The following is a 22,498-nucleotide window of genomic DNA, read 5'->3' as shown; positions in this document are numbered from 1 at the left end:
TCAGCCCACCTTGTTACAAGGCGGAGGCAATCACGCAAGCAGCCTCACGCCTCAACGCTGCGCAAGATCGTCAAGCGCGGCACGCAAGCGCCGCAATATGCGTGGGTCGCCCGGCGCCGCGTCGGCCGCTTCATCGGCCATCGCCATCAGGCCGGTGAGGCCGAAACTGGCCGCCAGCCCCTTCAGCCGCCAGGCGGCAAGCTGCCAGTTCGCATCGCATCGCGACCGCCCCAGCAGATCGACCTGCCGCTCCGCGCTTTCCATGAAGGCGACGCGCAGATCCTCGATCAACGGTCTGTCGTCACCGACAGCGGCGGCAAGAGCGGCATTCAGGGCGCCTGGATCATAGGACATGGGGTCAACGCTATCTGGCTTGCGTTAAGTTTTGGTAACAGGGCATTTTCGTGCGCGCAAAAGCTGCTAGGATAGGACGCATGAATGGGGGCAGCACAATCGTCGAATTCTGGCGGGACAAGGACGCAGCGACCGATGATACGGCGCAGGCAGACGACGCCTTGCTTTTGAAACAGGCCGTTCTTGACCTGGAGGATGAGGGCGTGCCTGCGGAAAGCGGCGAGCATGGGATGCGCGCCGCGACATGGGCATTTCCCGCCGCCGGCTTTGGCTGGATCGGCTTTGCCGGTTGGGCGACGCTGTCCTCCGGACAATGGCGCGCCGGGCCCGCGGCGTGGCCGGGGCTGGTCGCGACCATCCTGGTCCCGCTCATCCTGCTCGGCGTCTGTTATCTGCTGCTGCTGCGGAACAGCCGCAGCGAAGCCCGCCGCTATCTCGACACCGCCCGCGCGCTCAGGACCGAGGCGGAACTGCTGGAGCTGCGCGTCGCCCGAATCGCCGGCCAGTTGGAAACCGCACGCCAGAGCATGCAGGATCAGGCGGAACTGCTCGACAGCTATGGCGCCGCCGCCAGCAGCAATATGGAGGCGTCGGCCGAACTGATCGCAAGCCGCGCCAACAGCACCGCCGAACGCGCCGAGTCCGCCGAGCGCGCCGGGCTGGCGCTCGTCCAGCGGATGGAAGCGCTGGTCGCCTCCATCCCGGAGCTGGAGGATCGCGCGACGCGCATGTCCGCGCAGATCATCGACAATGGCCACGCCCTGTCGGAACGCATCGACATGTTGGAGGCTCGGCTGCATGCATTGGGCGAATTGTCGGACGATGCCCGCAGCCGCACGCTTTCGGCAACCAAGAGCCTTTCGAGCCAGCTTATCGAGCTTCAGGAAACCACGCGTTCGGCCACGCAGGAAGTGACCGGCATGGCCGATGTCGCTTCGGGCCGGATCGAGGCGACGACCCTGAGCGCGCGCAAGGCGATGGAGGAGAGCTGGCTCGACATCGAGCAGAAGTCGATCGTGCTGACCGGCCTTACCGATCGCACCAAGTCGGAAATAGCGGAGACCACCCAGTCGGTCATCGCCCTGCTGACGCAGGAATTGAACCGCGTCGAGATCGACGTGCTGCACCGTCTGGAAACCACCCATGGGCGCGCGCAGGAAACCATGGCGGCGGTCGACGCCAATCTGACCGCGCAGGCCGCGTCGCTGAAGGCGCTGATCGAGGGTGCGCAGGCCGGCATTGCTGCCACCAGCCAATCCGCCCTCTCCACCCTGGCGCGCGACACCGAAACCGTGGAGGCCGAACTGCGCCGGCGGGTGGAAGCGGCTATTGCGCAGACCCATGAAGGCATCAGGCTGACCGACGACGGCATCGCCCGCCATGGCGCGGCGCTGGAGGCGCTCATCGCCCGGTCGCGCGACAGCATCGCCGCCATCGGGGATGAGACCGTCACCAGTATAGCGGATCATGTGGGCGAGATCGAAAACCGCCTGCACCAGATCAACGATCTGGTCGAAGGCCAGCGCACGCTTGTATCGGGCCTGCAAAGCAGCCTGGACGATGCGGTCGATTCCGCGCAGTCGCGCTTTGCGGCGATGGAACAGTCCGCGCTCGCCCGCAATGAGCGGTTGACCGAAGCGTTGTCGCGCCTGACCGCCGAAACGCAGCGCATCGATGCCGCCCTGGGGGCTGGCGGCCTGACCGCCGAAAAGCTGATCGGCAGTGCGGAGACGCTGATGGTCGCGCTTGATTCCAGCGTGCGCGAACTCGACGAAACCTTTCCTGCCGCGCTCCAGCGCTTCAACGGCCGGATCGAGACCAGCCGCACCCTGCTCGACAGCGCCGCGCCGGAGATCGAACGGCTGGAGGCCATTTCGGAGGCGTTGCTCGGGCGCACGCAGGAGGCCGAGGAATTGCTGCGCGGCCAGGGACGCCGCCTGACCGAATGGCTGGAAAGCACGCAAAGCGGCGTGGATGCCAATCGCGAACTGGTGGAGAAGCTGCGCAGCGCGCTCGACAACGCGCATCAGGACGCGACGCGCATCACCGAAGGCGCGGGACCGCTGCTCGTCACCGCCCTGCTCCGCGTCAAGGATACCGCCGATCAGGCGGCCGAACGCGCCCGCCAGGCGCTCAGCCGCGCCATCCCCGAAGCGGCGGAGGCGCTTGCCGACGCCAGCGAGCAGGCGATGCAGCGCGCCATCGACGAAAAGGTCACGGCCCAGATCGAAATGGTCGCCAGGGTGGCGGAGGAAGCGGTGAAGGCCGCGCATCAGGCATCCGACCGCCTGACCCGCCAGCTCCTGACCATCGCGGACACCAGCGCCAGCGTGGAAGCGCGGATTGAGGAAGCGGAGCGCGCCGCCGAGGACCGCGACCGCGACCATTTCGCCCGACGGTCGGCGCTGATCATCGAATCGCTCAACAGCACGGCGATCGACGTATCGAAGATACTCTCCAACGATGTCACGGATTCTGCCTGGTCAGCCTATCTGAAGGGCGATCGCGGCGTCTTCACCCGCCGCGCGGTCAAGCTGCTGGACGCGGGCGAATCCCGCGAAATCGCCCTGCATTACGACAATGATCCTGAATTTCAGGAGCATGTGAACCGCTACATCCACGATTTCGAATCGATGCTGCGGATCATCCTGTCGGCCCGCGACGGCAATGCGCTGGGCGTTGCGATCCTTTCATCGGACATGGGCAAGCTCTATGTCGCGCTGGCGCAGGCGATCGAAAGACTGCGGCAATAGGTCGTCGAAGCCTGGCGATAATTCTGCCATCGCCCGCTGCCGTCAAAAAGCATGCGCGCCTCGCAGCGGACCCCGTCGCCCCGGACAAATTCAGTCCGCTGTCGTCGGATCGATCGTCGCGCGTATCTGGGCGATGCTGTTGGCCGGGAATCCCGCCATGTCCGCATGCCGGCGGATCAATTCCTCGCTGGGCGCACGATAGACGCAATAGATCTTGTCATCGGTGACATAGCTGTGAACCCATTGAATATCCGGGCCCAGCTGGCGCAGCACATTGCAGGAGCCCTGCGACGCGCCCTTGAGCTGCTCGCCCGATAATTGGCCGACGCCGGGCATGTCCCGTTCGATCACGAATTGCGGCATGATGTCCTCCCCTGTCTGACAGGCGCGTGGATCATAGACCCTTCATGCTCCCTGTTCGAGGGCGATATTGGGCTAGAGCGCGCTGCGTTAAGTCGTGCGCAGGCCACGCGCTCTAAGCTTTTGTTGTCGCATCGTTTTAAACGCAAAACCGGTTCCCACTTTTGCGCACGATGCTCTAGGCCCTCATCGGCAAGCCCGCCCGCCCCAGGCGCCGCGTTCCACCTGATCGAGATGCAGATGATCGCGATGTGCGGCATTATAGTCGGGCGAAAGGACGGTCGAAAACAACCCGCAGGCGCCGTCACGAACCTCATGCAGAAAATCCGCGTCCTTTCCCCCTCCCTTCCAGTCTGCCGCAATGCCGATCCGGTGTCCGTCCGTCAGGATGAAACCGGCCACATCAATGGCGTCGGCCGTGGCATGCTCGCTGAAATCCCCTGCGCTGCGTCCATAGAGGCGGCGGCAGCTATAAGCGCCGAAATGCGTGACCTTCCGAACCGCGCGGCCGAAATGGCGCCGTGCGGCGGGCTGGACCACCTGCCATTCCCAGAGCTTGAGCGCCGCCGCAACCGGACAGGATGGCGCGACCGCCGCCGGTTCCCATGCGATGGCGTCCTTGACCGGAGTCAGCCGCACGGCGTCGGCATGGGCGCACTGGCCCTCGCCCCCCGGCTTCATGCGGGAATAGGCAATGCCCGCCCGATCCAGCAGGGCGCGGCATTGGGCAGGACGGCCGGTCAGCGAGGCAAGCTTGCGGCCGGTGAAGAGGCCGACCGGCTGGGATAGATCAAGCCGAGTCCAGGGGATATTCTGGGGCCGGCGGCTGACATGGGCATAGCCGATCAGGCAAAGGCTCAGAACCGCCGCGACATGGACAAGGCGGCGCAGGAAGAGGTGGATTCGGCGCATGCCTCAAGCACGCCGGACCGTCCCCATTGGTTCCGACGTCACCGGATAACCGAGATGATCGGGAATGCAGAGATGCGGTTCCCCATTTCTCTCCTCGAACCAGGGCGTCACCTTCTCGACCGGGGTCGACAGGGCATGCGCCGCCAGATCATCGAAGCGACCGAATTGGGCGAGCCGCTCCAGATTGCGCCGCGTCGGAAAGATGATCTGCCCCTCGCCCCGGTCGCATCGGGCCAGCGTTTCCGCTGCGCTGCTCCAGAACAGTTGCACATTTTCGGTGGCATCGACGCTCGCGGCCTGTCCTTCCGGCGCCTCAGCGATGTAGAAGCGGGTATCGAACACCCGCTGCGCCTGCTCCAGGCGCGCGGGGTGCCAGCGGGCAAAGGGCAGCAGCCGATCCAGCGCGATTTCCAGCCCATGATCGCTGAGGATGTCGCCAAGCCCGGCCCCTGCCCCCAGCGCCTGCCGCATGGCCGCGATCCGATCGGCCGCCAGCGGCGATGTGAAGGCAATGGCGAGACCGCTTTCCTCCAGCGTCTCCCGAATGGCGGCGATCCGCGCCGCCGCCTCGTCCAGAGGCAGGCCACCAGCGATCTTCGCTGCAAGAGCATGATCGCCCGCATCCACCGCGCCACCGGGAAAGACCAGCGCGCCCGCGGCGAAGACCATGCTGGACGCCCGTTCCATCATCAGGATTTCCGCGGCGGCATCCGGGCGGTCGCGCAGGATGACCACCGTCGCAGCGGCGCGGCCTTCGGAAAGCATATCTGTCATGAAACCGCCATAGGCATCGAAATCGCCGGCGGTAAAGTCCCTTCCGGTCAATCCCGGAAGGGATTGGTGGAGCCGAGGGGGATCGTACCCTGACTTTTCCAGATCAAGGAAATCCGGTTTTCACTTCCAATAAATCCATGTTTTTGCTATGTTTTTCTCATATCCGTTGTTCAGGATTGTTCACTGCCGTCCACATTCATTCACCGATGTTCATGCAGAAATTAGGTGGAAAATTAGGTGGAAATTAGGTGGGTCAGAATGCTCCTCCGACAACGCACCTGACATGAGGAAACGATGGGAAGAGCAATTCATAAACTGAGCCCGAGGCGCCTTGGGGGCCTGAAGAAGCCAGGCTGGTATGGCGACGGAGGAGGCCTCTGGCTGCGGATCGAAGCGGATCTCGCAAAGCGATGGATATTCGTCTGGGTTCGCAACAAGAAGCGCCGCGAGATTGGCCTGGGACCTTTTCGTGATTTCACGCTGGATGATGCCCGAGAAATGGCGTCCGCCGCCAGAAAGATCATCAAAGAGGGTGGCGACCCTCTTAAAATGAGGATGGAAGTCGCCGAGGAGGCGAGAAGGGAAGCCGCGGTCGATCAAGCATCCGAAGCCACTGCCCTAGCCCCTACATTTCTCGCCTGCGCCAAGGACTATATTGCCGCGCATGAGGATGGCTGGAGCAACGCAAAACACCGCTGGCAATGGCTCAATTCGCTCACCAAGCATGTCAAACCCATCCTGGAGAAACCTGTCGACGCGATCACCGAAGACGACCTCGTGGAGGTACTCAAGCCGATATGGAATGTGATTCCTGATACGGCGGGACGTGTGCGCGGCCGGATCGAGACCATCCTTGATGCCGCCAAGGCGAGCAAGCATATCGCCAGCCCATGGGAAAATCCCGCTCGCTGGAAGGGCAATCTGATCCATCGCCTTCCCAAGCGGAGGCGCATGTCGAAGGGACACTACGCCGCCATACCTTATGAAGACATGCCGGCTTTTTTCGCCGCGTTGAATCAGAGACCGGCGCCGGCGGCTCGCGCACTGGAGCTCACCATCCTTTGCGCCACCCGCACGAATGAGACGCTCGGCATGCAATGGAAAGAGGTTGATCTGAAGAACGGAATCTGGACAGTACCGGCGGACCGCATGAAGATGCGCGTTGTGCATCGCATTCCACTCAGCCACGCGGCTTTCGACATCCTCAAGGCAATGGCCCTTGGGAAAACCATCAATCCGGACGATTTCGTCTTCCCGGGCCAAAAGGCGGAAAAGCCGCTATCGCAAATGGCGATGACAATGGTCATGCGACGGATGGATCTGGGTCATTTCACGGTCCACGGCATGCGCAGTTCGTTCCGCGACTATATGGGAGACATGACCGAACACGCCGAAACCGTCATCGAGCATGCCCTTGCCCATCAGGTAGGCGACTCGACGGTTCGGGCCTATCGTCGAAAGGACGCCTTCGACAAACGTAAGGCAGTAATGGCGGATTGGGCCAATTACCTGCTCTCCGCTCAGGTCAAATCCGAAGTACGGGACGAGGATGTGCGGGCAGCCGCGTGAGACACCAAGCATGAACGTTCTCGTCGAATCGGCGATTTTTGGCCGATTGCGGAACGACAGCTTCAAGAGCTGTGACGCAAATTGCTGCCGCTAGGTAACGCGGTTGAGGGGCATGTCGCTGTTCGAACGCTATCTCTCGCTATGGGTGGCGCTATGCATCGTGATCGGGATCGGTCTCGGCCATCTTCCCCGGTGCTTTGGAGCCCATCGCAGTGCTGGAGGTCTCCAACTTCGATCTCGTAGTCGCGGCGATGATAGACGCGGTCGCGTCGGGACAAATCTGGACACCGCTTAACCCATGCGACTGCGCCAGCCCCGAGAAACTCGAGCATTTCGGAGAGAGCACACCGATGGGTCACCCTGCGCATGGGCCCGCGCCAAGCTAGCATCGAACCCCTCTTGCGATTGTACGGATGCAAGCTATCCATGCAGGTGATGGTCACGCCGGCGAACCCGAAAATCTACCATATTGCTCATGTCGATCGACTGGCATCGATCGCGCAACACGGCCTGTTTAGCGACGCGGCATTGCGCGAGGCGCAAGGGCTAGGCACCGTTATTGGCATGGGAACAATCAAGGACCGCCGGCTCCAACTCCCGGTCGCCTGTCATCCCGGGACAGCAGTCGGCGACTATGTGCCGTTCTATTTTTGTTCTAGATCGATCATGCTCTACGTGATACACTGCGCCAGTCATCCTGAGCTGTCCTACCGGGGTGGACAGGGTCCGATCGTCCATCTTGAATCGGACATGCATGAGGTGATCGCATGGGCGAACGGGGCCGGCATCCGGTGGGCGTTCACGTCCGCGAATGCGGGCGCATACTACACGCCCTTTTTCAGTCAGGTCGGCGATCTCGACCGGCTCAATTGGGAGGGGATCGCAGACTCGGACTTTCGGTCGCCGGACGTCAAGGAAGCCAAGCAATCGGAGTTTCTCGTGCACCATAGCTTCCCATGGCAGCTTGTTCGCCGGATCGGGGTGCGGGATCTCGCTGTCGCCAATCAGGTGCATGGCGTGACGGCGGCGCTTCAGCACCGCCCCCCTATCGAAATCCAGCCCGGCTGGTATTACTGACATGGGGGGCAACATGATCCATTTTTGCCAGGGCGACATTCTGAACGCAGACGCAGACGCGCTCGTGAACACGGTCAACTGCGTCGGCGTGATGGGGCGTGGCATAGCGCTGCAATTCAAGAACATGTTCCCTGGGAACTACAAGGACTATGCCAAGGCCTGCGACCGGGGAGAGGTACAGCCTGGTCGCATGTTCATCCATGAGACCGGCGAACTCACAAGCCCGCGCTTCATCGTCAATTTCCCGACCAAGCGCCACTGGCGGGGCAAAAGCAGGATCGAGGATATCGAGAGCGGCCTTGTGGCCCTTCGCGCCGACATCGTCCGGCTTGGTATCCGCTCGATCGCGATCCCCCCGCTCGGATCGGGGCTCGGCGGTTTGAACTGGTCAGACGTTCGTCCCCGCATCTTGGAGGCGCTCGAAGGGTTGAACGACGTTCGGATCGATATCTATGAACCCGCCGGCGCGCCGGCGGCTAATGTGATGGCGCGCTCGCGCGAGGTACCGAAGATGACCCCGGGCCGTGCGGCCCTGATCGTACTGATGCAGCGCTATATCGGCGGCCTGATGGATCCATTCGTGAGCTTGTTGGAGGTCCACAAGCTCCTCTATTTCTTGCAGGAGGCCGGCGAAGGCCTGCGGCTGCGCTATGCAAGGGCGCATTACGGTCCCTATGCCGAGAACCTGACCCACCTACTGCGCGTGGTCGAAGGGCATTTCGTCTCGGGCTATGCCGACGGCGGAGACGCGCCGGACAAACAGCTCGAGATCGTACCGGGTGCACTCGCCGATGCCAGAGCCGCACTCGCTTCGGCCGAGGATACGCGCCGTCGTTTCGATGCGGTGGCAGATCTCGTCGAGGGCTTCGAGACACCCTTCGGGCTCGAACTGCTTTCGACGGTCCATTGGATCGCACGTCATGAGGCGGTCAGCTCGATCGAGGATATCATCGATGCGACCTATGCGTGGAACGAGCGGAAAAAGCGCTTCTCGCACGAGCAACTGCGGCTTGCCCATGATGTTCTGCAACGCAAGGGATGGCTTGCCGCAGCATGACCGAAAGCAGGATCTGACCTGTGGGGTGGCGCGCAAGTCTTTCGGGCCAGGTTCGGCAGACGCATCTGCCGAAATGGAAATCCCTGTTACCCCTCTTCGAGGCAATCATGAACGCCTATCAGGCGATCCAAGAGGCATCGCCCGCGGATCCCAAGATCATCGTCAACATCCACCGCGATGCTGGCCTCGATCTGGGCCTCGCGGACAAGCCGAAGATCGGCGGCTTCACGATCACCGACAATGGCGTTGGATTCCACGATCTCAACATGGATTCGTTCAACACCGCCTATTCTGAATATAAGCTTCACCGCGGCGGCAAGGGCCTCGGACGCCTGACCTGGCTGAAGGCTTTTGCCGAGGCCAATATCGAGAGCACCTTCGAGGATGACCTGTCGGGCAGGTATGTCCACCGCTCGATTGTCAACGGCGGAGTAAAAGTCGGCCATTGGGCGGCGCAAAATCAGGCCGGGTGATCCGTGTGCTGGCGAGCGCCGCGAGGGCGTAGCCCGAGTGGGGGTCGCCAACACACGGATGGTCTTTTCTGTCAGGGGTTGGAGCGTGCCTTGCGCGCCTGGCTTTGGGCCAGACGATAGCTCTCTCCGTTCATCTCGAGTATGGAGACGTGGTGGGTAAGCCGGTCGAGGAGCGCGCCTGTCAGGCGCTCGGAGCCGAACGTTTCGGTCCACTCGTCGAACGGCAAGTTGCTGGTGATCAGCGTCGAGCCGCGCTCGTAACGCTGCGAGATCAGCTCGAACAGCAGTTCCGCGCCGGTTTTCGAGAGCGGCACGAACCCCAGTTCATCGATGATGAGGAGCTTGTATCCGGCCATTTGCTTGTGGAGGCGCAGAAGGCGGCGTTCGTCGCGTGCCTCCATCATCGCGCTGACCAGCGCGGACGCGGTGGTGAAGCCGACCGTCAGGCCCTTCTGGCAGGCGGCAAGGCCGAGGCCGATCGCCACATGGGTCTTGCCGGTTCCCGAGGGACCAAGGGCTATGACGTTCTCGCGGCGGTTGATCCAGTCGCAGCGTGCCAGTTCCAGCACCTGCATCTTGTTGAGCTTGGGGATCGCGGCAAAGTCGAAGCTGTCGAGGCTCTTGGCGGCCGGGAACTTCGCAGCCTTGATCCGGCGCTCGACCATCCGGCGTTCCCGGTCGATCAGCTCCAGTTCGACAAGCCGGGCAAGGTAGCGGACGTGATCTGCGCCCTCGGCCGCGCATCGCCGGGCCAGCTTGTCATGCTCGCGCAGGAAGGTTGGTAGCTTGAGCGTCTTGAGGTGGCTGGCCAGTAACAGCTCGGGGGACGGACTGCTCATGCCGCATCCTTCGCATCGCCCGAGAGCAACTGCATGTAGGAGCGCGCCGATGTCGTCTCCACCCTGGCTCTGGGCAGATAGGGATAGATCGCCATGTCCAATCGGGGTGGTCGGCGCTCCACCCGGCACAGCAGGAGATGCTTCACGGCATCAAAGCCGATCGCCCCGATATCGAGAGCCTGCTTTACGGCCGCATGCAGATCGGCAAGCGTGAAGCTCTCCAGCAGACGCAGCACCTGCACATACTCGCGCCGACCATGCTTGCCCATACGAGCTTCCATGAGGCGGCGCAGCGTTGCAAACGCTTCGGGCAGGTGCCAGCCTTGCAGGGGCGCTGCCTGATCGAGCGCATTGATCTTCTGTTCGATCAGGGGAAGGTAATGGATGGGATCGAAGATCACGTCCTCGCGCTCGTAGCTGCGCACATGACGGGCAATGACCTCGCCCCGGCAGCCGATCACCACCTCGCCGACATAGCCCCGGATCCATACCTCCTGATGGCCGAAGCGCACCGGCACCGAGTAATCATTGGTCCGGTAACGCACCAGCGCCTGCGACGAGACCTGGCCGCTGGTCTGGTCACAAGCCTCGAACGGGGCAGCCGGCAGTTCCTGCATCGCCGCCAGATCGCGCTTCAGCCTCTCGCCGATCGTCTCGCTCTCGCCCCGCAGCCGGTCGTTCTGACGCTTGCGGCATTGCTCCTCGAGCCACAGGTTGAACGCCTCCCACGTCGCGAACCGGGGGATCGGCACCATGAAGTTGCGGCGAGCATAACCGACCAGCCCTTCAACACTGCCTTTGTCGTTCCCCCTGCCGGGACGGCCGGATCGATCGCGGATCAGGTATGGCGACAGGTAGCCGCTGAACAGCCGGGCGCGCTGCCTCGTGCCGTCGGGCAGGATCTTCGAGACCAGGCAGCGGTCGTTATCGTAGACGATCGACAGCGGCACCGCGCCGAAAAACGCGAAGGCGTGCACGTGGCCGTCCATCCATGCCTCGGCAACGGCAGCGGGATAGGCGCGCACGTAGCAGGCGTCGCTGTGCGGTAGATCGAGCACGAAGAAATGCGCCTTCTGCACAACACCGCCGATCTCGACCATGGCCTCACCAAAATCTGCCTGGGCATGGCCGGGCGCATGCGCCAGCGGCACGAACATCTCCCGGCTGCGCTGCTCGCGCTGTCGGATGTAATCCTTGATGATCGTGTAGCCGCCGGTGAAACCGTGCTCTTCGCGAAGGCGGTCAAATACCCGCTTCGCCGTATGACGCTGCTTGCGCGGAACCTGACGGTCACCATCAAGCCATGCATCGATGATCGGAACGAACGCTTCCAGCTTGGGCCGCCGCACCGCCGCCGTCCGGCGGTAACCGGGGGGCTCCGAATACGACAGCATCTTGCGGACCGTGTCGCGCGATACGTTGAAATGCTTCGCCGCCTCACGCTGGCTCATGCCGCCCGCGCAAGCAAGACGCACCTTCAGGTAAAGATCCACGGTATATATCTCCACGCCCTCCCTGCTCGCGCAAAGAAGGCAAAGTGGACGACTTTTACGCCGCCCGCAGCAGCACTTCGCCGCCGCCACCGTGGTCTAATTTTGCACCGCCGTTCTCAGGCCGAATTATATCGGTGGAATCTCGGCCAATGGGAGCCAATAAGATCAACGGTTTCGGCTTGTCCGTGGGTGCGTTCCATATCCGGGTCAGTTGCGCCCTGAGATCATTTTTCAAGGCAACGTCAGACATCTCAAACCTGGTTATGGAAAGCCCGAGCGCCTTGCCCGCCGCTGGCCATGTCGTCAAGCGCGCGGAAAGATCCAACTCGGCTTAACTCGCCGCTCAACCCAACGGGTGTCCGTGGAGGAACCGGTCCAACTGGCATTGGCGCTGGAGTGGATGGAAGGCGGCATGGATTTCGCCGATGCCCTTCATCTGGCGCGATCGGGCCATTACGCCGATTTTTTCTCACCTTCGATCGCGAATTAGCGAAGCACGCCAAGGCTTTAAGCGCAATGCCGGTCGTCATTCCCTATTTCTACATGTGGCGATCGGCATTTTCCCAAGGTTCCGAATGGGACAGGTCCTGCGGGGCAAACCCCATTCTTTAGTCAGCACAGACACCGCATCCTATTGCTCGCCATCCGGAAGTGATCAACGTCCATTTCGACGCCAAGGAAGGAACGCCCGCAGAACTGTACCGCTTCCAGCGTCGATCCCGATCCGCAAAGCAACGTATCACATATCTGCCGTTCCCGCATTGCAGATTGCGGCCCTCGCCCCCTACAGGTCGGCATCATGTCCGACTCGCAGGCCCATAGAGCTTCACGCACCATTCTCGCGCCGCCGCGTGCCATCTACCGCGCATTCCTTGACGCGGAAGCTGTTGTATCCTGGCGCCCGCCCAACGGCATGACGGCTCGCATCGAGCGCTTCGTCCCGAAAATTGGCGGAGGCTATCGCATGGCCTTCATCTATCCACAGGGGAGTGGTGAGCCGGGAAAGAGCGGAGGTGGAGAGGACATTTTCGAGGGCCGCTTCGTCGACCTCATCCCTGACCAGAGGATCGTCGAGGCGGTGACGTTTCAAAGCGATGACCCAGCCTTTGCAGGAACCATGACGATCACCACCACGATCGAGCGGGAAAAAGGAAACAGCAGCAAGGTCACCTTCCTTGCTGAGAATGTGCCTCCGGGCATAACCGAAGCCGATCACCGGGAGGGGATGACGTCCACCTTGCGCAATCTCGCCAACCTCGTCGAGTGATGTCGCAAGGCGAATTCGCCGGGTCGGAACAGACATGGTCTTCCGGCCCCGTGTAGATAAGAGCAATTGGCAAGGAACTCTGGCGCGGCGAAGTGAAATTTACCGCCCGGATCGCTTCCAAATTCGTTTCAATCTCGCTTGCGCCGAGAAGCGCTGCGGTCAGCCTTAGCCAATAAGGCGAGATCATACTCCGGCCTATTCCACCGCGCAGCAGGCCCCAGCGTCAACAAGTCATCAGCACGCATGAGGAAGGTGAAGACCTTGTTCGTCACCTCGATCATCAAGACCTTCATTTCCTCATCGGAAATCCGCGAGAGGTTTGCCCAGGGAATTTCCCCATAGGGCGTTACCACCTTCACATCGCTGTAATCGCCGGTCCCGCTATCGGGCGTGATCCCTGAATGGAGGTCCTCCAACCCAGTATTGCGCGCGCACTGTTCCACCAGGGCGAGCGTGAAGAAGGCCATTGCATCATCAGTCCAAATGTCGTCAGCCATGATCACCTCCGCCCAGCAACTGGTCAGCGTTGCTGCGTGGCCCTTATTCTCTATGCCTCATCCGCGCGCCACCGATCCAGCGCATCGTCATATTTCGCTCGTGCCTTGTCGATCGCCTGAGAGCCAGCTCGCGCGAACCCTATATGACGCGCGGCGCAGCCGCCTTCAGAAATCATCTGCCAATGCACTCTTCGATAGATGCGTTGGGGCGCTTCCCCGGACAAATCGAAATCCGATGGCCGCAACCAAAATGCCAGTCAGGGCCCCTACCAGCAGTGCAAGTCGGGGGCCGGCCGCATTGGCGATCCATCCGACTAGCGGCGCCCCCACCGGCTGCCCACCAAGCGCAACGGTGACAACGATTGCCATCACCCTGCCGCGCATGGGGCGGTCGGTCGACAACTGGATCAACCCCATGATCGATGTGGTCACCGTCTGCGACGCCGCGCCGACGACCATCAACGCGATCCCGAATAGGATGGCATTGGGCATGGCAGCAGACAGGGCATAGCCTGCTCCAAATATGGCCGCGCCGACCGCAATGACGAAGATCGTCGGCTTCTCCCGCCGCGCGGTCAGGAACGCTCCGATCAATGAGCCGACCGCCATGACCGAACTCAGCAGCCCATACCCGCCCGCATCAAGCCGGAATACGCTGGCCGCCATAGTGGAAATGAAAATCGGAAAATTCATTCCGAAGGTACCGAAGACCATCAGCATGAGCAACAGCACCTTCAAGTCGGGTCTCTGCGCTACATAACGGATCCCTTCAGCAAGGCCATTGCCAGTCTTGGCCGGCGGATCGTGACGGTGCAGTTCATTCTTCCGCATGCAGATGAGCGACAGCATAACAGCAATGAACGAGGTCGCATTGATGAGGAAAGCCCAACCGGGTCCCACGGCAGCGATCACCAGCCCAGCGACAGCCGGACCGATCAACCGGGACACATTGACCAGCGTTGCATTGAGCCCGACTGCATTCGACAGGTCCGCATCATCGACGATATCGGAAACGAAAATCTGCCGGACAGGCGCGTCAAATGCCATTACGCATCCCAGCAGGAGTGCGAAAATATAGACGTGCCATGGCCGAGCCACGCCGCCGATGGTCAAAAGTCCAAGGCCGAGCGCCAACAGGCAAGTCGCCACCTGCGTGAGCAATAGCACCTTTCGTCGATCAAAATGGTCGGCGACATGCCCTGTCCAAGGCACAAGCACCAGCTGCGGCCCGAACTGAAGCGCCGTAACGATGCCAACAGCCGCCGCATTATGGTTGGTCAACACTGTAAGGATCAACCAATCCTGCGCGATACGCTGCATCCACGCGCCAACATTGGAAATCGTCGTGCCGGCAGCCCAGATGCGAAAGTTTCGGTTGTGAAGCGAACGGAAGGCTCCGGTCGAGGGCATCACAGACGCGGCCATTTCTTCCGCCGAAGCCTGAGCAAACCCACTCAACGGCTGATCGTCATCGCTATCATCAGGCATTCGCAACGCGTCCCAGCAGCACAAGCGCTTGCGCCAGTAATTTACGATCCGATGCATCCAGTTCGCATTCGATGACGCCAGCGAGCCAATCGAGACGTGCCACCCGGCTCTTCAGAAGCCAATTCCGGCACTCAATATGCAGAGAGAGCAGAAATTGGCGCCGGTCATTCGGGTCGGGCAGCGAAACAACATGTCCCATCGCCTGCAATGCGGCTACCGTCGCCGCCATAGATTGCGGTCGCACCCCTTCCGCGCGACTCAGCGCCGAGAGCGTTGTCGGCCCCTCCCGCTCCAGCCGCGCCAGCGCGCAGACCTGTGCGTAAGTCAAGTCGGCGACATCAGCCTGCTCTCGCATCCTGCGCTTGAGGTGGCCAATGAGCGCTCGAACGTCCGCCGCCAGCTCCACTGCGGATATTTCACTCATGATTGTCATACGACCACGACTACATTATGCACAGGCAAACTGAAAGAAATTTTGATCGCCGTTCCTAATTTTGCCTCGTCAAACTCGTCGAGACCAGGGGCATAAGGCACGATATATTCAGCATAAATCATGAATAATCCGAAGAAATCTCAACACACCCCTATCACGAAATGCATTCCAAGCTTGCGCAAACCCGTATGAAAATGCCATGATCTATCTCTGAATTATCGTCAGACAATGATCTGGGATAAAATTGAGGAGGATGCTCCATGCTGGAGGCAGCAATTCGCAGTTCACCGGCCGAAGAAGTCTTCATTTCTCAAGTCAGCCGGGCGCGCTTTTCCGCCATTGTCGCGGTGACCATGCTGGTCCTGATTCTTGCGGCCGCGGATCGGCATATCTTCGCGGTCGTATTACCTCATATCAAGACGGATCTTGGCCTGTCAGACAGCGCGCTGGGCCTTTTGAGCAGCCTCCCCTTCGCTCTGTGCTTCGGGCTTTTCAGCATCCCGACGGCGTGGCTCGGCGATGCCCGGTTCGGTCGCACCAGGGTCGTCGCCGCATCGCTCGCCATCTGGAGCCTCATGACGGCCTTGTGCGGCGCTGCAGTTGGGCTGTGGAGCCTGTTTGCCCTCCGCATGGGCGTCGGTGCCGGCGAGGCAGGTGGACAACCTAGCTCGCTTTCCATCGTAACCGAGCTAGCGCCCGCCAGTTGGCGCCGGCGCATCATGGCCATCTGCACGCTTGGAATTGCCGCCGGTGGCGCCTTCGGCATCGCGTTCAGCGGTTGGGCGGCGCAAAATTTCGGCTGGCGCATGACCTTTGCGATAATGGGTGCGCCAGGCATCGCTGTAGCCATGCTATATCTCTTCATCGTCCAGGAGCCACGTAAGACGGGTTCGGCACATCCGCCCGCCGGAAATTTCCTCTCCGAGATCAAGGCACTGTTCGCATCCAGGTCTTTTGTGATGTTGTTCATCGGATCGGGTTTCGTCACATGGCTATCAGGCAGTGTTCACGCTTGGCTGCCGACCTATCTGGTGCGCGGCTATGGAGTCAGCCTGACGGAAATTGGCGGAGTTCTCGCGACAATCACCTTGATTTCCGGGCTAGCCGGGCTTCTGACATTCAGTTGGATCGCCGATCGACTTGCGTTACGCGACTCCCGATGGCCCTTCTGGATCTGCGCCATATTATCGACTGGGGCAGTGGCTCTTTTCGTCGGGGTCCTGTTCGCGAGCGACAAATTAACCGTTTACATCCTGACAACCGCAATGCTGTTTCTGAGCAGTGGCAACGCTCCATTGATGGGCGTGGCCGCGCAGGATGCCCTGCCTAGACTTAAGGCAACCGGCCTCGCCGCCATGGCGGTAGGAGCGTCGTTGATCGGCGCGCTTGCCCCATGGGCCATCGGCGCCATCAGCGATCTGTTCAAGGGCTTGGGCGATTACCAGTCCCTGCGCATGGGCCTTCTGACAATCGGACCGATCGCCATTCTGGCGACATTCGCCTTTCTTGATGCCGCTAGGAGTCTCGACCAGCCTGCGGCGACGGCACATTGAACAGAGGCTGGAAAGCAGCCCCGTCGTAGCTGATGCGGTCAACTTTAGGCTTCTACCACTAGGCGTTATCAATGAAGGTTTTACAGGCGATTTCGCTACCAGTTCTTGGCCCCAACGAAACTCAGCGTCCCAGGACACTGGGACGCTGTTGCACAAATACCAAGGCGAGCGGCACGCACAAAATACTGTAAATTGGAGAAATACAGGATGAGTAACAATATGTCCGCACTGGGCGACAATGAAAAATATGAGGCGCTGAGCATCGAATGGGTGGACGCAATGCGCCGCCACGTTACTGAAAAGGCGATCGGCAAACCGCTCGACTTCGAGGTTGTTTTCTCCATCGAATATACTGATCCGCCTCAGCATCTTTTACGCGGGAAGGGAGACGCTTCTGTTGGCTACACGATTCGGGTCAAGAATGGCGTGCTGGAAGTGCTGGACGGCGCCCATCCAGAGGAAGCGGATGTCGGCACCTGTGCCGCCTATGACCCGTTTGCCCTCAGCTATCGTCTACCACTAGATCAATATATGCGTTTTCTCCAGGATGAGCGCCCCAAGTTGGAGGCCGAGGGCAAAGTCAAGCGCTACGGTAACCCCGAACTGATCAAGCCGCTGGTGCCGGTGATCGAGATGCTCGGCTTCTACTCGAAATATACGGCCTGATTCTGCCTGGCGGTTGCGCCACCAGAATTGTCAGCGCGTGGAGTTCGGAGTTTGGATTTCACGCCGTCCAACGCCGATCTGCGCGGCACATCATGGGAGGATATTATTTTGGCCGGAAATCAGAAGTTTGAGCCAGCAAGCACCCCTTGGGTGGACATGTTGCGGCAGTTCCTCACACGCGAATTCACGGCAGAAGATCTGGACGGCGTCTCCGATTCCCTATCGTGGGAAGTCACAAGCCCCCCTCCTCATCTGCTACGGGACGAAGAAGAAACGATCGGCTTTTCCATCCGCCTTATTGATGGACAGGTAGAGGTAAGGGACGCGCTTCTACCTGGAGCGAATATATCGATTGTGATCCCCTATGACGTGCTGATCGAGTCCTTCCACAACAGCAACGAAGAGGAAGTTATTTTCATGAAGCAAGCGGCACCGAAACTGGTGGAGGAAGGCAAGCTCGTGATTGCCGGTTCACCCGGACCGCTTCAGAAGCTCTTCATCAAGCATAATGTGCGCGAGCGTTTCTACAACATTTACACGATTTGAACAGCACTGGGCATGGGCCCGCAGCCCATGCCCAGCCAATTGCAATGGGGAGAGCGAGAATGGATTTCGCCCTGAATCGGACATCAGCCGACGAAAATCTTGTGATGTTTCGCGACACCGTACGGCGCATCGTTGATGAGCAGTTGGTCGCACGCCGCGCAGAAATCGAGCGCAACAATATCGTCCATCGCGAATTCTGGACCGTGGCTGGCGCGGCCGGAATGCTGTGCCCTGGCGTACCCGAAGCCTATGGTGGCTTGGGCCTCGATTTCCGTTTCAACGCGGTCGTCCTGGAGGAACGCGGCTATGTCGGATCCTGGGTCGGCACCGCGATCCATTCGGACATCGTAGCGGACTACATCATTCACTATGGCTCCGAAGTACAAAAGCAGCGCTTCCTGCCTAAAATGATCTCGGGCGAATGGGTCGGAGCCATCGCGATGACCGAGCCGGACACCGGCTCCGACCTCAAGGCTGTACGCACGACTGCTGAGCGTGTAGACAATGGCTATCGCCTTAACGGCGCCAAGACCTTCATAACCAACGGCATCCATGCCGACTTCGTCCTCGTCGTGGCGAAGACCGATCCGGCGATGGGCGCCAAGGGGATTTCCCTGCTGATCGTCGAGCGCGATTTCGCAGGCTTCGAACGTGGGCGCCATCTCGACAAGGTCGGCCTGCACTCCAGCGATACGGCGGAGCTTTTCTTCCGCGATGTTTTTGTGCCGGCCGAAAATCTGATCGGCGAAGAGGGTCAGGGCTTCGCCTACCTGATGAAGCAGTTGCCGCAGGAGCGCCTCTCAATAGCGGTCGAGGGTCAAGCCGCAGCACAGCGCGCCTTTGACGAGGCTGTAGCCTACAGCAAGGAACGCAAGGCTTTCGGCAAGACAGTGTTCGACTTCCAAAATACACGCTTCCAACTCGCGCGCATGGCTACCAAGTTGCAAGTCGGATGGGCCCATCTTGACTGGACAGTCAATCGTCACGTCGCTGGCAAACTGACCGCCGAAGAGGCATCCGCCGCCAAATTGTGGCACAGCGAATTGCAAGGCGAGATCACCGACCAGGCTCTCCAATTCTTCGGTGGAGCGGGTTTCATGAACGAGTATCTCATCGCCCAACTTTACCGAGACGCGCGCGTGACGCGCATCTATGGCGGCACATCGGAAATCATGTGCGAGGTCATAGGTCGATCACTCTGATGTGAAGCTATCGGATAGCAGCGGGCAGGAGCTTCGTGGTCCAGATCCTCATAGCCTGTGCGCCACACAGCGGGGCAGATCATTCCCCAATAGTTTCGAAACTCATTTTCATGAGCATGTCTCAAGATGGCAATGTCGAAGCCTGTCGGTGGCCGAATGGCTCTCTCAACGGCTTGCGGGAGTTCGGAAGTTTAAAATCACTTTAAATTTCCCTCGCCCGGTATAAAAAGGCGATATTCGCAAGGAGCCACTAATGATCGTTCCACAGGAAATCGCTGAAACCGTCGTCGACCCCAAGGCTTATGCCGACGGGCGAATTCATGAGGCATATCGCTGGCTTCGGCGCAATGCCCCCTTCGCCAAGATCGCGCCGGCTGGCTACGATCCGTTCTGGATCGTGACACGCCAGGCGGACATCATGGCAGTCGAGGTTCAGAGCGATCTTTTCTGTAATAGCCAGGGCCTTCCGGCGATCACCTCGAATGAAATGCGCGCGCAGCTTGGCGATCGGCCCGGCGGGTTCCGCACCATCGTATCGATGGACGGCGTTGAACATCAGGCTTATCGGCGCCTGACCCAAGGCGCCCTCATGCCCAAGACCCTACGTATATTGGAAGGTCGAATTCGCGAGATTGCCCGGGTGTTCATAGAAAAGATGGCGCAAACCGGAGGGCGCTGCGACTTCGCCCAGGACGTCGCCTTCCTTTATCCGCTGCGCGTGGTCATGGAAGTGCTTGGCGTGTCGGAAAAGGACGAAGCCTTCTGGCTGACACTTACTCAGGCTGGCAACACGCAAAATTCCAAGGGCACCCATGCGCAAATGGACGACACCGCCCGGGCCGAGGCCATGAAGCAATATCTGACCGGGTTGAACAATTATTTTGTAGACATCATTACAGATCGTCGCGCTAACCCACGCGAAGACATGGCAACCCGGATCGCGAATGGCGAAATCAAGGGTGAATTGATCGGAAACATGGAAGCGATGGGTTATTATATCATTTTCGCCAGCGCCGGTCACGACACGACATCGGCCAGCACGGCGGGAGGGATGGCGGCACTCGCCGGAGACCCCGAACAGTTCAGGAAGCTGAAGGACAACCCTGTCTTGATTCCTGGTTACGTCGAAGAGTCCATCCGCTGGGTGGCGCCCGTGAAACATTTTGCGCGCACAGTAACGGCCGATACCGAATTCAACGGTCAGCAGCTTGCCAAGGGCGAGAGGCTTATGCTCTGCTTTGCGTCCGGCACGCGCGACGAGGATGCGTTCACGGATCCAGATCGCTTCGACATTGAACGCAGCCCCAACCGCCATGTCGGTTTCGGCTATGGACCGCATCTCTGCCTCGGACAGCATCTCGCCAAATTGGAGATGCGGATTTTCTGGGAAGAATTGCTGCCGCGGCTTCAAAATGTCGAACTTGACGGCCCGGTGATCCATCCAGAGACCACCAGCATAGCCGGCCCGCAGTCAGTGCCAATCAAATTCGTGATGAGCTGAAACATTCACGCCTACCACAAGGCCAGGGCACGGCGCGCTCGATTCAAGGCAACATGTGGTTTCGCAGCCCCTGCCCACGGCCGACCACAGCACGCCTAGATCGGCCACAGGTCTGCTCAGCACTCCGCTGATGATATTATATATCAATATATGAACGCTGGAATTCTACACCGATTATGCACTCTCGCAGTTCACCACAGCAAACGTCGAGGCCCATCGTGGAAACATGAACCTATATTGACATTTATGTTTGATTCGGTGATTATCGTCTGGCAGCCGACAGTCAGGAAAGCCCCTGCTGCCGGACCGACCCATCCCCCTCAAGGGGTGAGACGGTCACGCTTTGAAACGCAGTTTCTGAGAGGATTAGATCATGGCACTCACTCTCGAGAGTCTCCATGGCCGCATCGGCGACACCGATGCCCATGAACAGATTCCCGTCCTGCAATATGGCAGAGTTTTTGGCGAACGCGGCCAACGCTTCTACGAAGCCAATCCGGATCTGTGGAAGCGCCTCGCGCGCGCCTTCCCGCTGGAAGAAGAAAGCATGATGGTCGATCGGGAGGATGACCTTGAAATCACGCCCGAGACCGTCTGGACGAAGAAGGGCAGCCTCGCTCCGTCCGCGGCCGACCTTGATCGGCGTCCTGCCACGATGGAAATGATGGGCATCGATCGCCAGCTCATCTTTCCGACAATGGGTCTGATGGCCCTGACATCCGCCCATGGCGGCGGCTATAACGGCGTGCCGAAGGCCACCGAAGAACAGATGGCGATCGGGCAAGATGCGCTCAACGCCTATAATGAATGGGCCGGTCATTATACGAGCAAATATCCCGACAAGCTGCGTGTTGTGGGCGTTCTCGAAACCACCGACGCCGGTCTGACCGTTGAAGCACTGATCAAACGCACCGAAGCCCTGATCGACAGCGGCGTCAAGGCACTCATGCTCCCCACGGGCGAGCCGCCGGCCGGCCTTTCGCCCGCTCATCCTGCGCTGGATGACTTCTATTCACTGCTTGTCGAGCGGGACGTGGCGCTGGTCTTCCATCCGCCTTCGGGCACCGGCTATCGCAAGACGGACGTATGGGGCATCTATCCGGGCTGCCGTGGCGACGTGTCATTCGCCGTGGCGCTGCACCAGGCCGAAGAGAATTTCCTCTGTGTGATGCTGCTGGGCGGGGTTTTCGAGCGCCATCCGCTGCTGCGTGTCGGCGTTATCGAAAATGGCGCATCCTGGCTCGGCCCGCTTGCCGAGAAGCTGGACTTCACCGTCATTGAACGACCGGGCTTGCGCAACCCTGCCGATGCCAAGCTTTCGATGAAGCCATCAGAATATATGGCTCGCCAGTTGCGCGTGTCGGTTCTGGAGCCGGAGCCGGTCGAAGACTGGATCACGCGCTACCCGCACCTGCAGGATTGCTACTGCTATTCGAGCGACTTCCCGCACCTCGAAGGGCAACATTATTCGGCCAAATCCTTCTTCGATCGCCTGAAGCCTCTGGGTGACGACATCGTCGAAAAGTTCTTCGTCAGCAATCCACGCCTGCTGCTGGCCTGATCAGGGGATGGGGCTGCTCCAAGCCTGAGCGGCCCCATTTGCTCCCGCCTCAAAAGCCGCAGAATGAGGTTGCGGGCGCGGTAGAGGGCGAGAGTTGCCTGGCAACCGCCAAGGCTGTAGCGT

21 protein-coding genes and 1 pseudogene are annotated in these 22,498 nt (G+C 60.3%); 13 read left to right on the top strand and 9 right to left on the bottom strand.

What is annotated here, in order from left to right:
* Positions 1 to 51: 51 nt before the first annotated feature.
* A complete protein-coding gene (locus LDB29_RS02530) occupies positions 52 to 354 on the bottom strand; it encodes a hypothetical protein (protein WP_025549274.1) in 303 nt (100 codons plus the stop codon).
* Positions 355 to 434: 80 nt separating this feature from the next.
* Between LDB29_RS02530 and LDB29_RS02525 the strand changes: the two genes are divergently transcribed.
* Complete coding sequence (locus LDB29_RS02525; RefSeq protein ID WP_025549275.1) at positions 435 to 3,107, top strand: hypothetical protein; 2,673 nt, start codon at positions 435 to 437, stop codon at positions 3,105 to 3,107.
* Positions 3,108 to 3,197: 90 nt separating this feature from the next.
* On the opposite strand, the gene LDB29_RS02520 is transcribed toward LDB29_RS02525, so the two are convergent.
* The 3 genes from LDB29_RS02520 to LDB29_RS02510 all read right to left on the bottom strand — a co-directional run bounded on the left by LDB29_RS02520 (position 3,198) and on the right by LDB29_RS02510 (position 5,153).
* Positions 3,198 to 3,470: a DUF4242 domain-containing protein gene (locus LDB29_RS02520; protein ID WP_025549276.1), complete on the bottom strand. Its 273-nt coding sequence runs from the start codon at positions 3,468 to 3,470 to the stop codon at positions 3,198 to 3,200.
* A 183-nt stretch (positions 3,471 to 3,653) separates the two neighbouring features.
* The gene (locus LDB29_RS02515) at positions 3,654 to 4,379 is read right to left on the bottom strand and encodes an extensin family protein (RefSeq protein WP_025549277.1); all 726 of its coding nucleotides are present in this window, start codon (positions 4,377 to 4,379) and stop codon (positions 3,654 to 3,656) included.
* A gap of 3 nt (positions 4,380 to 4,382) precedes the next feature.
* Positions 4,383 to 5,153 carry an NUDIX domain-containing protein gene (locus LDB29_RS02510; RefSeq protein WP_025549278.1) on the bottom strand — a complete coding sequence of 257 codons (771 nt, stop codon included), beginning with the start codon at positions 5,151 to 5,153 and terminating at the stop codon, positions 4,383 to 4,385.
* A gap of 294 nt (positions 5,154 to 5,447) precedes the next feature.
* Here LDB29_RS02510 and LDB29_RS02505 point away from each other — a divergent pair, with 294 nt between their 5' ends.
* The 5 genes and pseudogenes from LDB29_RS02505 (at position 5,448) to LDB29_RS02490 (ending at position 9,329) form a co-directional block, all read left to right on the top strand.
* Positions 5,448 to 6,722 (top strand): site-specific integrase, encoded by a 1,275-nt coding sequence (locus LDB29_RS02505; protein WP_257556047.1) that lies wholly within the window; start codon positions 5,448 to 5,450, stop codon positions 6,720 to 6,722.
* Positions 6,723 to 6,976: 254 nt separating this feature from the next.
* Positions 6,977 to 7,084: pseudogene (locus LDB29_RS29365) on the top strand (NAD(P)-dependent oxidoreductase); the annotation flags it as partial.
* A gap of 64 nt (positions 7,085 to 7,148) precedes the next feature.
* Entirely contained in the window at positions 7,149 to 7,799 is a 651-nt protein-coding gene (locus tag LDB29_RS02500; protein ID WP_257556045.1) for a DUF4433 domain-containing protein, read from the top strand.
* Between the two features lie 13 nt (positions 7,800 to 7,812).
* Complete coding sequence (locus LDB29_RS02495) at positions 7,813 to 8,856, top strand: macro domain-containing protein (RefSeq protein WP_257556043.1); 1,044 nt, start codon at positions 7,813 to 7,815, stop codon at positions 8,854 to 8,856.
* A gap of 107 nt (positions 8,857 to 8,963) precedes the next feature.
* Positions 8,964 to 9,329 carry a hypothetical protein gene (locus LDB29_RS02490; RefSeq protein ID WP_257556042.1) on the top strand — a complete coding sequence of 122 codons (366 nt, stop codon included), beginning with the start codon at positions 8,964 to 8,966 and terminating at the stop codon, positions 9,327 to 9,329.
* Positions 9,330 to 9,400: 71 nt separating this feature from the next.
* Here the strand turns inward: LDB29_RS02490 and istB are convergent, their stop codons facing one another.
* Positions 9,401 to 10,168, bottom strand: coding sequence for an IS21-like element helper ATPase IstB (istB, locus tag LDB29_RS02485; protein ID WP_054944222.1), 768 nt, complete (start codon positions 10,166 to 10,168; stop codon positions 9,401 to 9,403).
* The gene (gene istA, locus LDB29_RS02480; RefSeq protein WP_257556041.1) at positions 10,165 to 11,661 is read right to left on the bottom strand and encodes an IS21 family transposase; all 1,497 of its coding nucleotides are present in this window, start codon (positions 11,659 to 11,661) and stop codon (positions 10,165 to 10,167) included. Before istA ends, istB begins: the two co-directional genes overlap by 4 nt.
* A 799-nt stretch (positions 11,662 to 12,460) precedes the next feature.
* Between istA and LDB29_RS02475 the strand changes: the two genes are divergently transcribed.
* A complete protein-coding gene (locus LDB29_RS02475) occupies positions 12,461 to 12,928 on the top strand; it encodes an SRPBCC domain-containing protein (protein ID WP_257556039.1) in 468 nt (155 codons plus the stop codon).
* 128 nt (positions 12,929 to 13,056) lie between these two features.
* Here the strand turns inward: LDB29_RS02475 and LDB29_RS02470 are convergent, their stop codons facing one another.
* The 3 genes from LDB29_RS02470 to LDB29_RS02460 form a co-directional block, all read right to left on the bottom strand.
* A complete protein-coding gene (locus LDB29_RS02470; protein ID WP_257556037.1) occupies positions 13,057 to 13,425 on the bottom strand; it encodes a hypothetical protein in 369 nt (122 codons plus the stop codon).
* 165 nt (positions 13,426 to 13,590) lie between these two features.
* The gene (locus LDB29_RS02465) at positions 13,591 to 14,913 is read right to left on the bottom strand and encodes an MFS transporter (protein WP_257556035.1); all 1,323 of its coding nucleotides are present in this window, start codon (positions 14,911 to 14,913) and stop codon (positions 13,591 to 13,593) included.
* Positions 14,906 to 15,337, bottom strand: a complete 432-nt coding sequence (locus LDB29_RS02460) for a MarR family winged helix-turn-helix transcriptional regulator (RefSeq protein WP_257556033.1) — start codon at positions 15,335 to 15,337, stop codon at positions 14,906 to 14,908. Before LDB29_RS02460 ends, LDB29_RS02465 begins: the two co-directional genes overlap by 8 nt.
* A 269-nt stretch (positions 15,338 to 15,606) precedes the next feature.
* Between LDB29_RS02460 and LDB29_RS02455 the strand changes: the two genes are divergently transcribed.
* The 6 genes from LDB29_RS02455 (at position 15,607) to LDB29_RS02430 (ending at position 22,375) form a co-directional block, all read left to right on the top strand.
* Positions 15,607 to 16,899, top strand: coding sequence for an MFS transporter (locus tag LDB29_RS02455; RefSeq protein WP_257556032.1), 1,293 nt, complete (start codon positions 15,607 to 15,609; stop codon positions 16,897 to 16,899).
* Positions 16,900 to 17,106: 207 nt separating this feature from the next.
* Complete coding sequence (locus LDB29_RS02450; protein WP_257556030.1) at positions 17,107 to 17,565, top strand: hypothetical protein; 459 nt, start codon at positions 17,107 to 17,109, stop codon at positions 17,563 to 17,565.
* A gap of 51 nt (positions 17,566 to 17,616) precedes the next feature.
* Positions 17,617 to 18,111: a hypothetical protein gene (locus tag LDB29_RS02445; protein ID WP_257556028.1), complete on the top strand. Its 495-nt coding sequence runs from the start codon at positions 17,617 to 17,619 to the stop codon at positions 18,109 to 18,111.
* A 59-nt stretch (positions 18,112 to 18,170) separates the two neighbouring features.
* Complete coding sequence (locus LDB29_RS02440; RefSeq protein WP_257556026.1) at positions 18,171 to 19,313, top strand: acyl-CoA dehydrogenase family protein; 1,143 nt, start codon at positions 18,171 to 18,173, stop codon at positions 19,311 to 19,313.
* Between the two features lie 253 nt (positions 19,314 to 19,566).
* Positions 19,567 to 20,814 carry a cytochrome P450 gene (locus tag LDB29_RS02435; RefSeq protein ID WP_257556025.1) on the top strand — a complete coding sequence of 416 codons (1,248 nt, stop codon included), beginning with the start codon at positions 19,567 to 19,569 and terminating at the stop codon, positions 20,812 to 20,814.
* Between the two features lie 373 nt (positions 20,815 to 21,187).
* Positions 21,188 to 22,375, top strand: coding sequence for an amidohydrolase family protein (locus tag LDB29_RS02430; protein ID WP_257556024.1), 1,188 nt, complete (start codon positions 21,188 to 21,190; stop codon positions 22,373 to 22,375).
* Positions 22,376 to 22,498 lie beyond the last annotated feature (123 nt).

The sequence above is a fragment of the Sphingobium sp. CFD-2 genome (genome assembly GCF_024611135.1).
Classification (GTDB): Bacteria; Pseudomonadota; Alphaproteobacteria; order Sphingomonadales; family Sphingomonadaceae; genus Sphingobium; species Sphingobium fuliginis.
The sequence above is the reverse complement of the archived record's forward strand: the minus strand, read 5'-3'. Positions and strand labels throughout refer to the sequence as shown.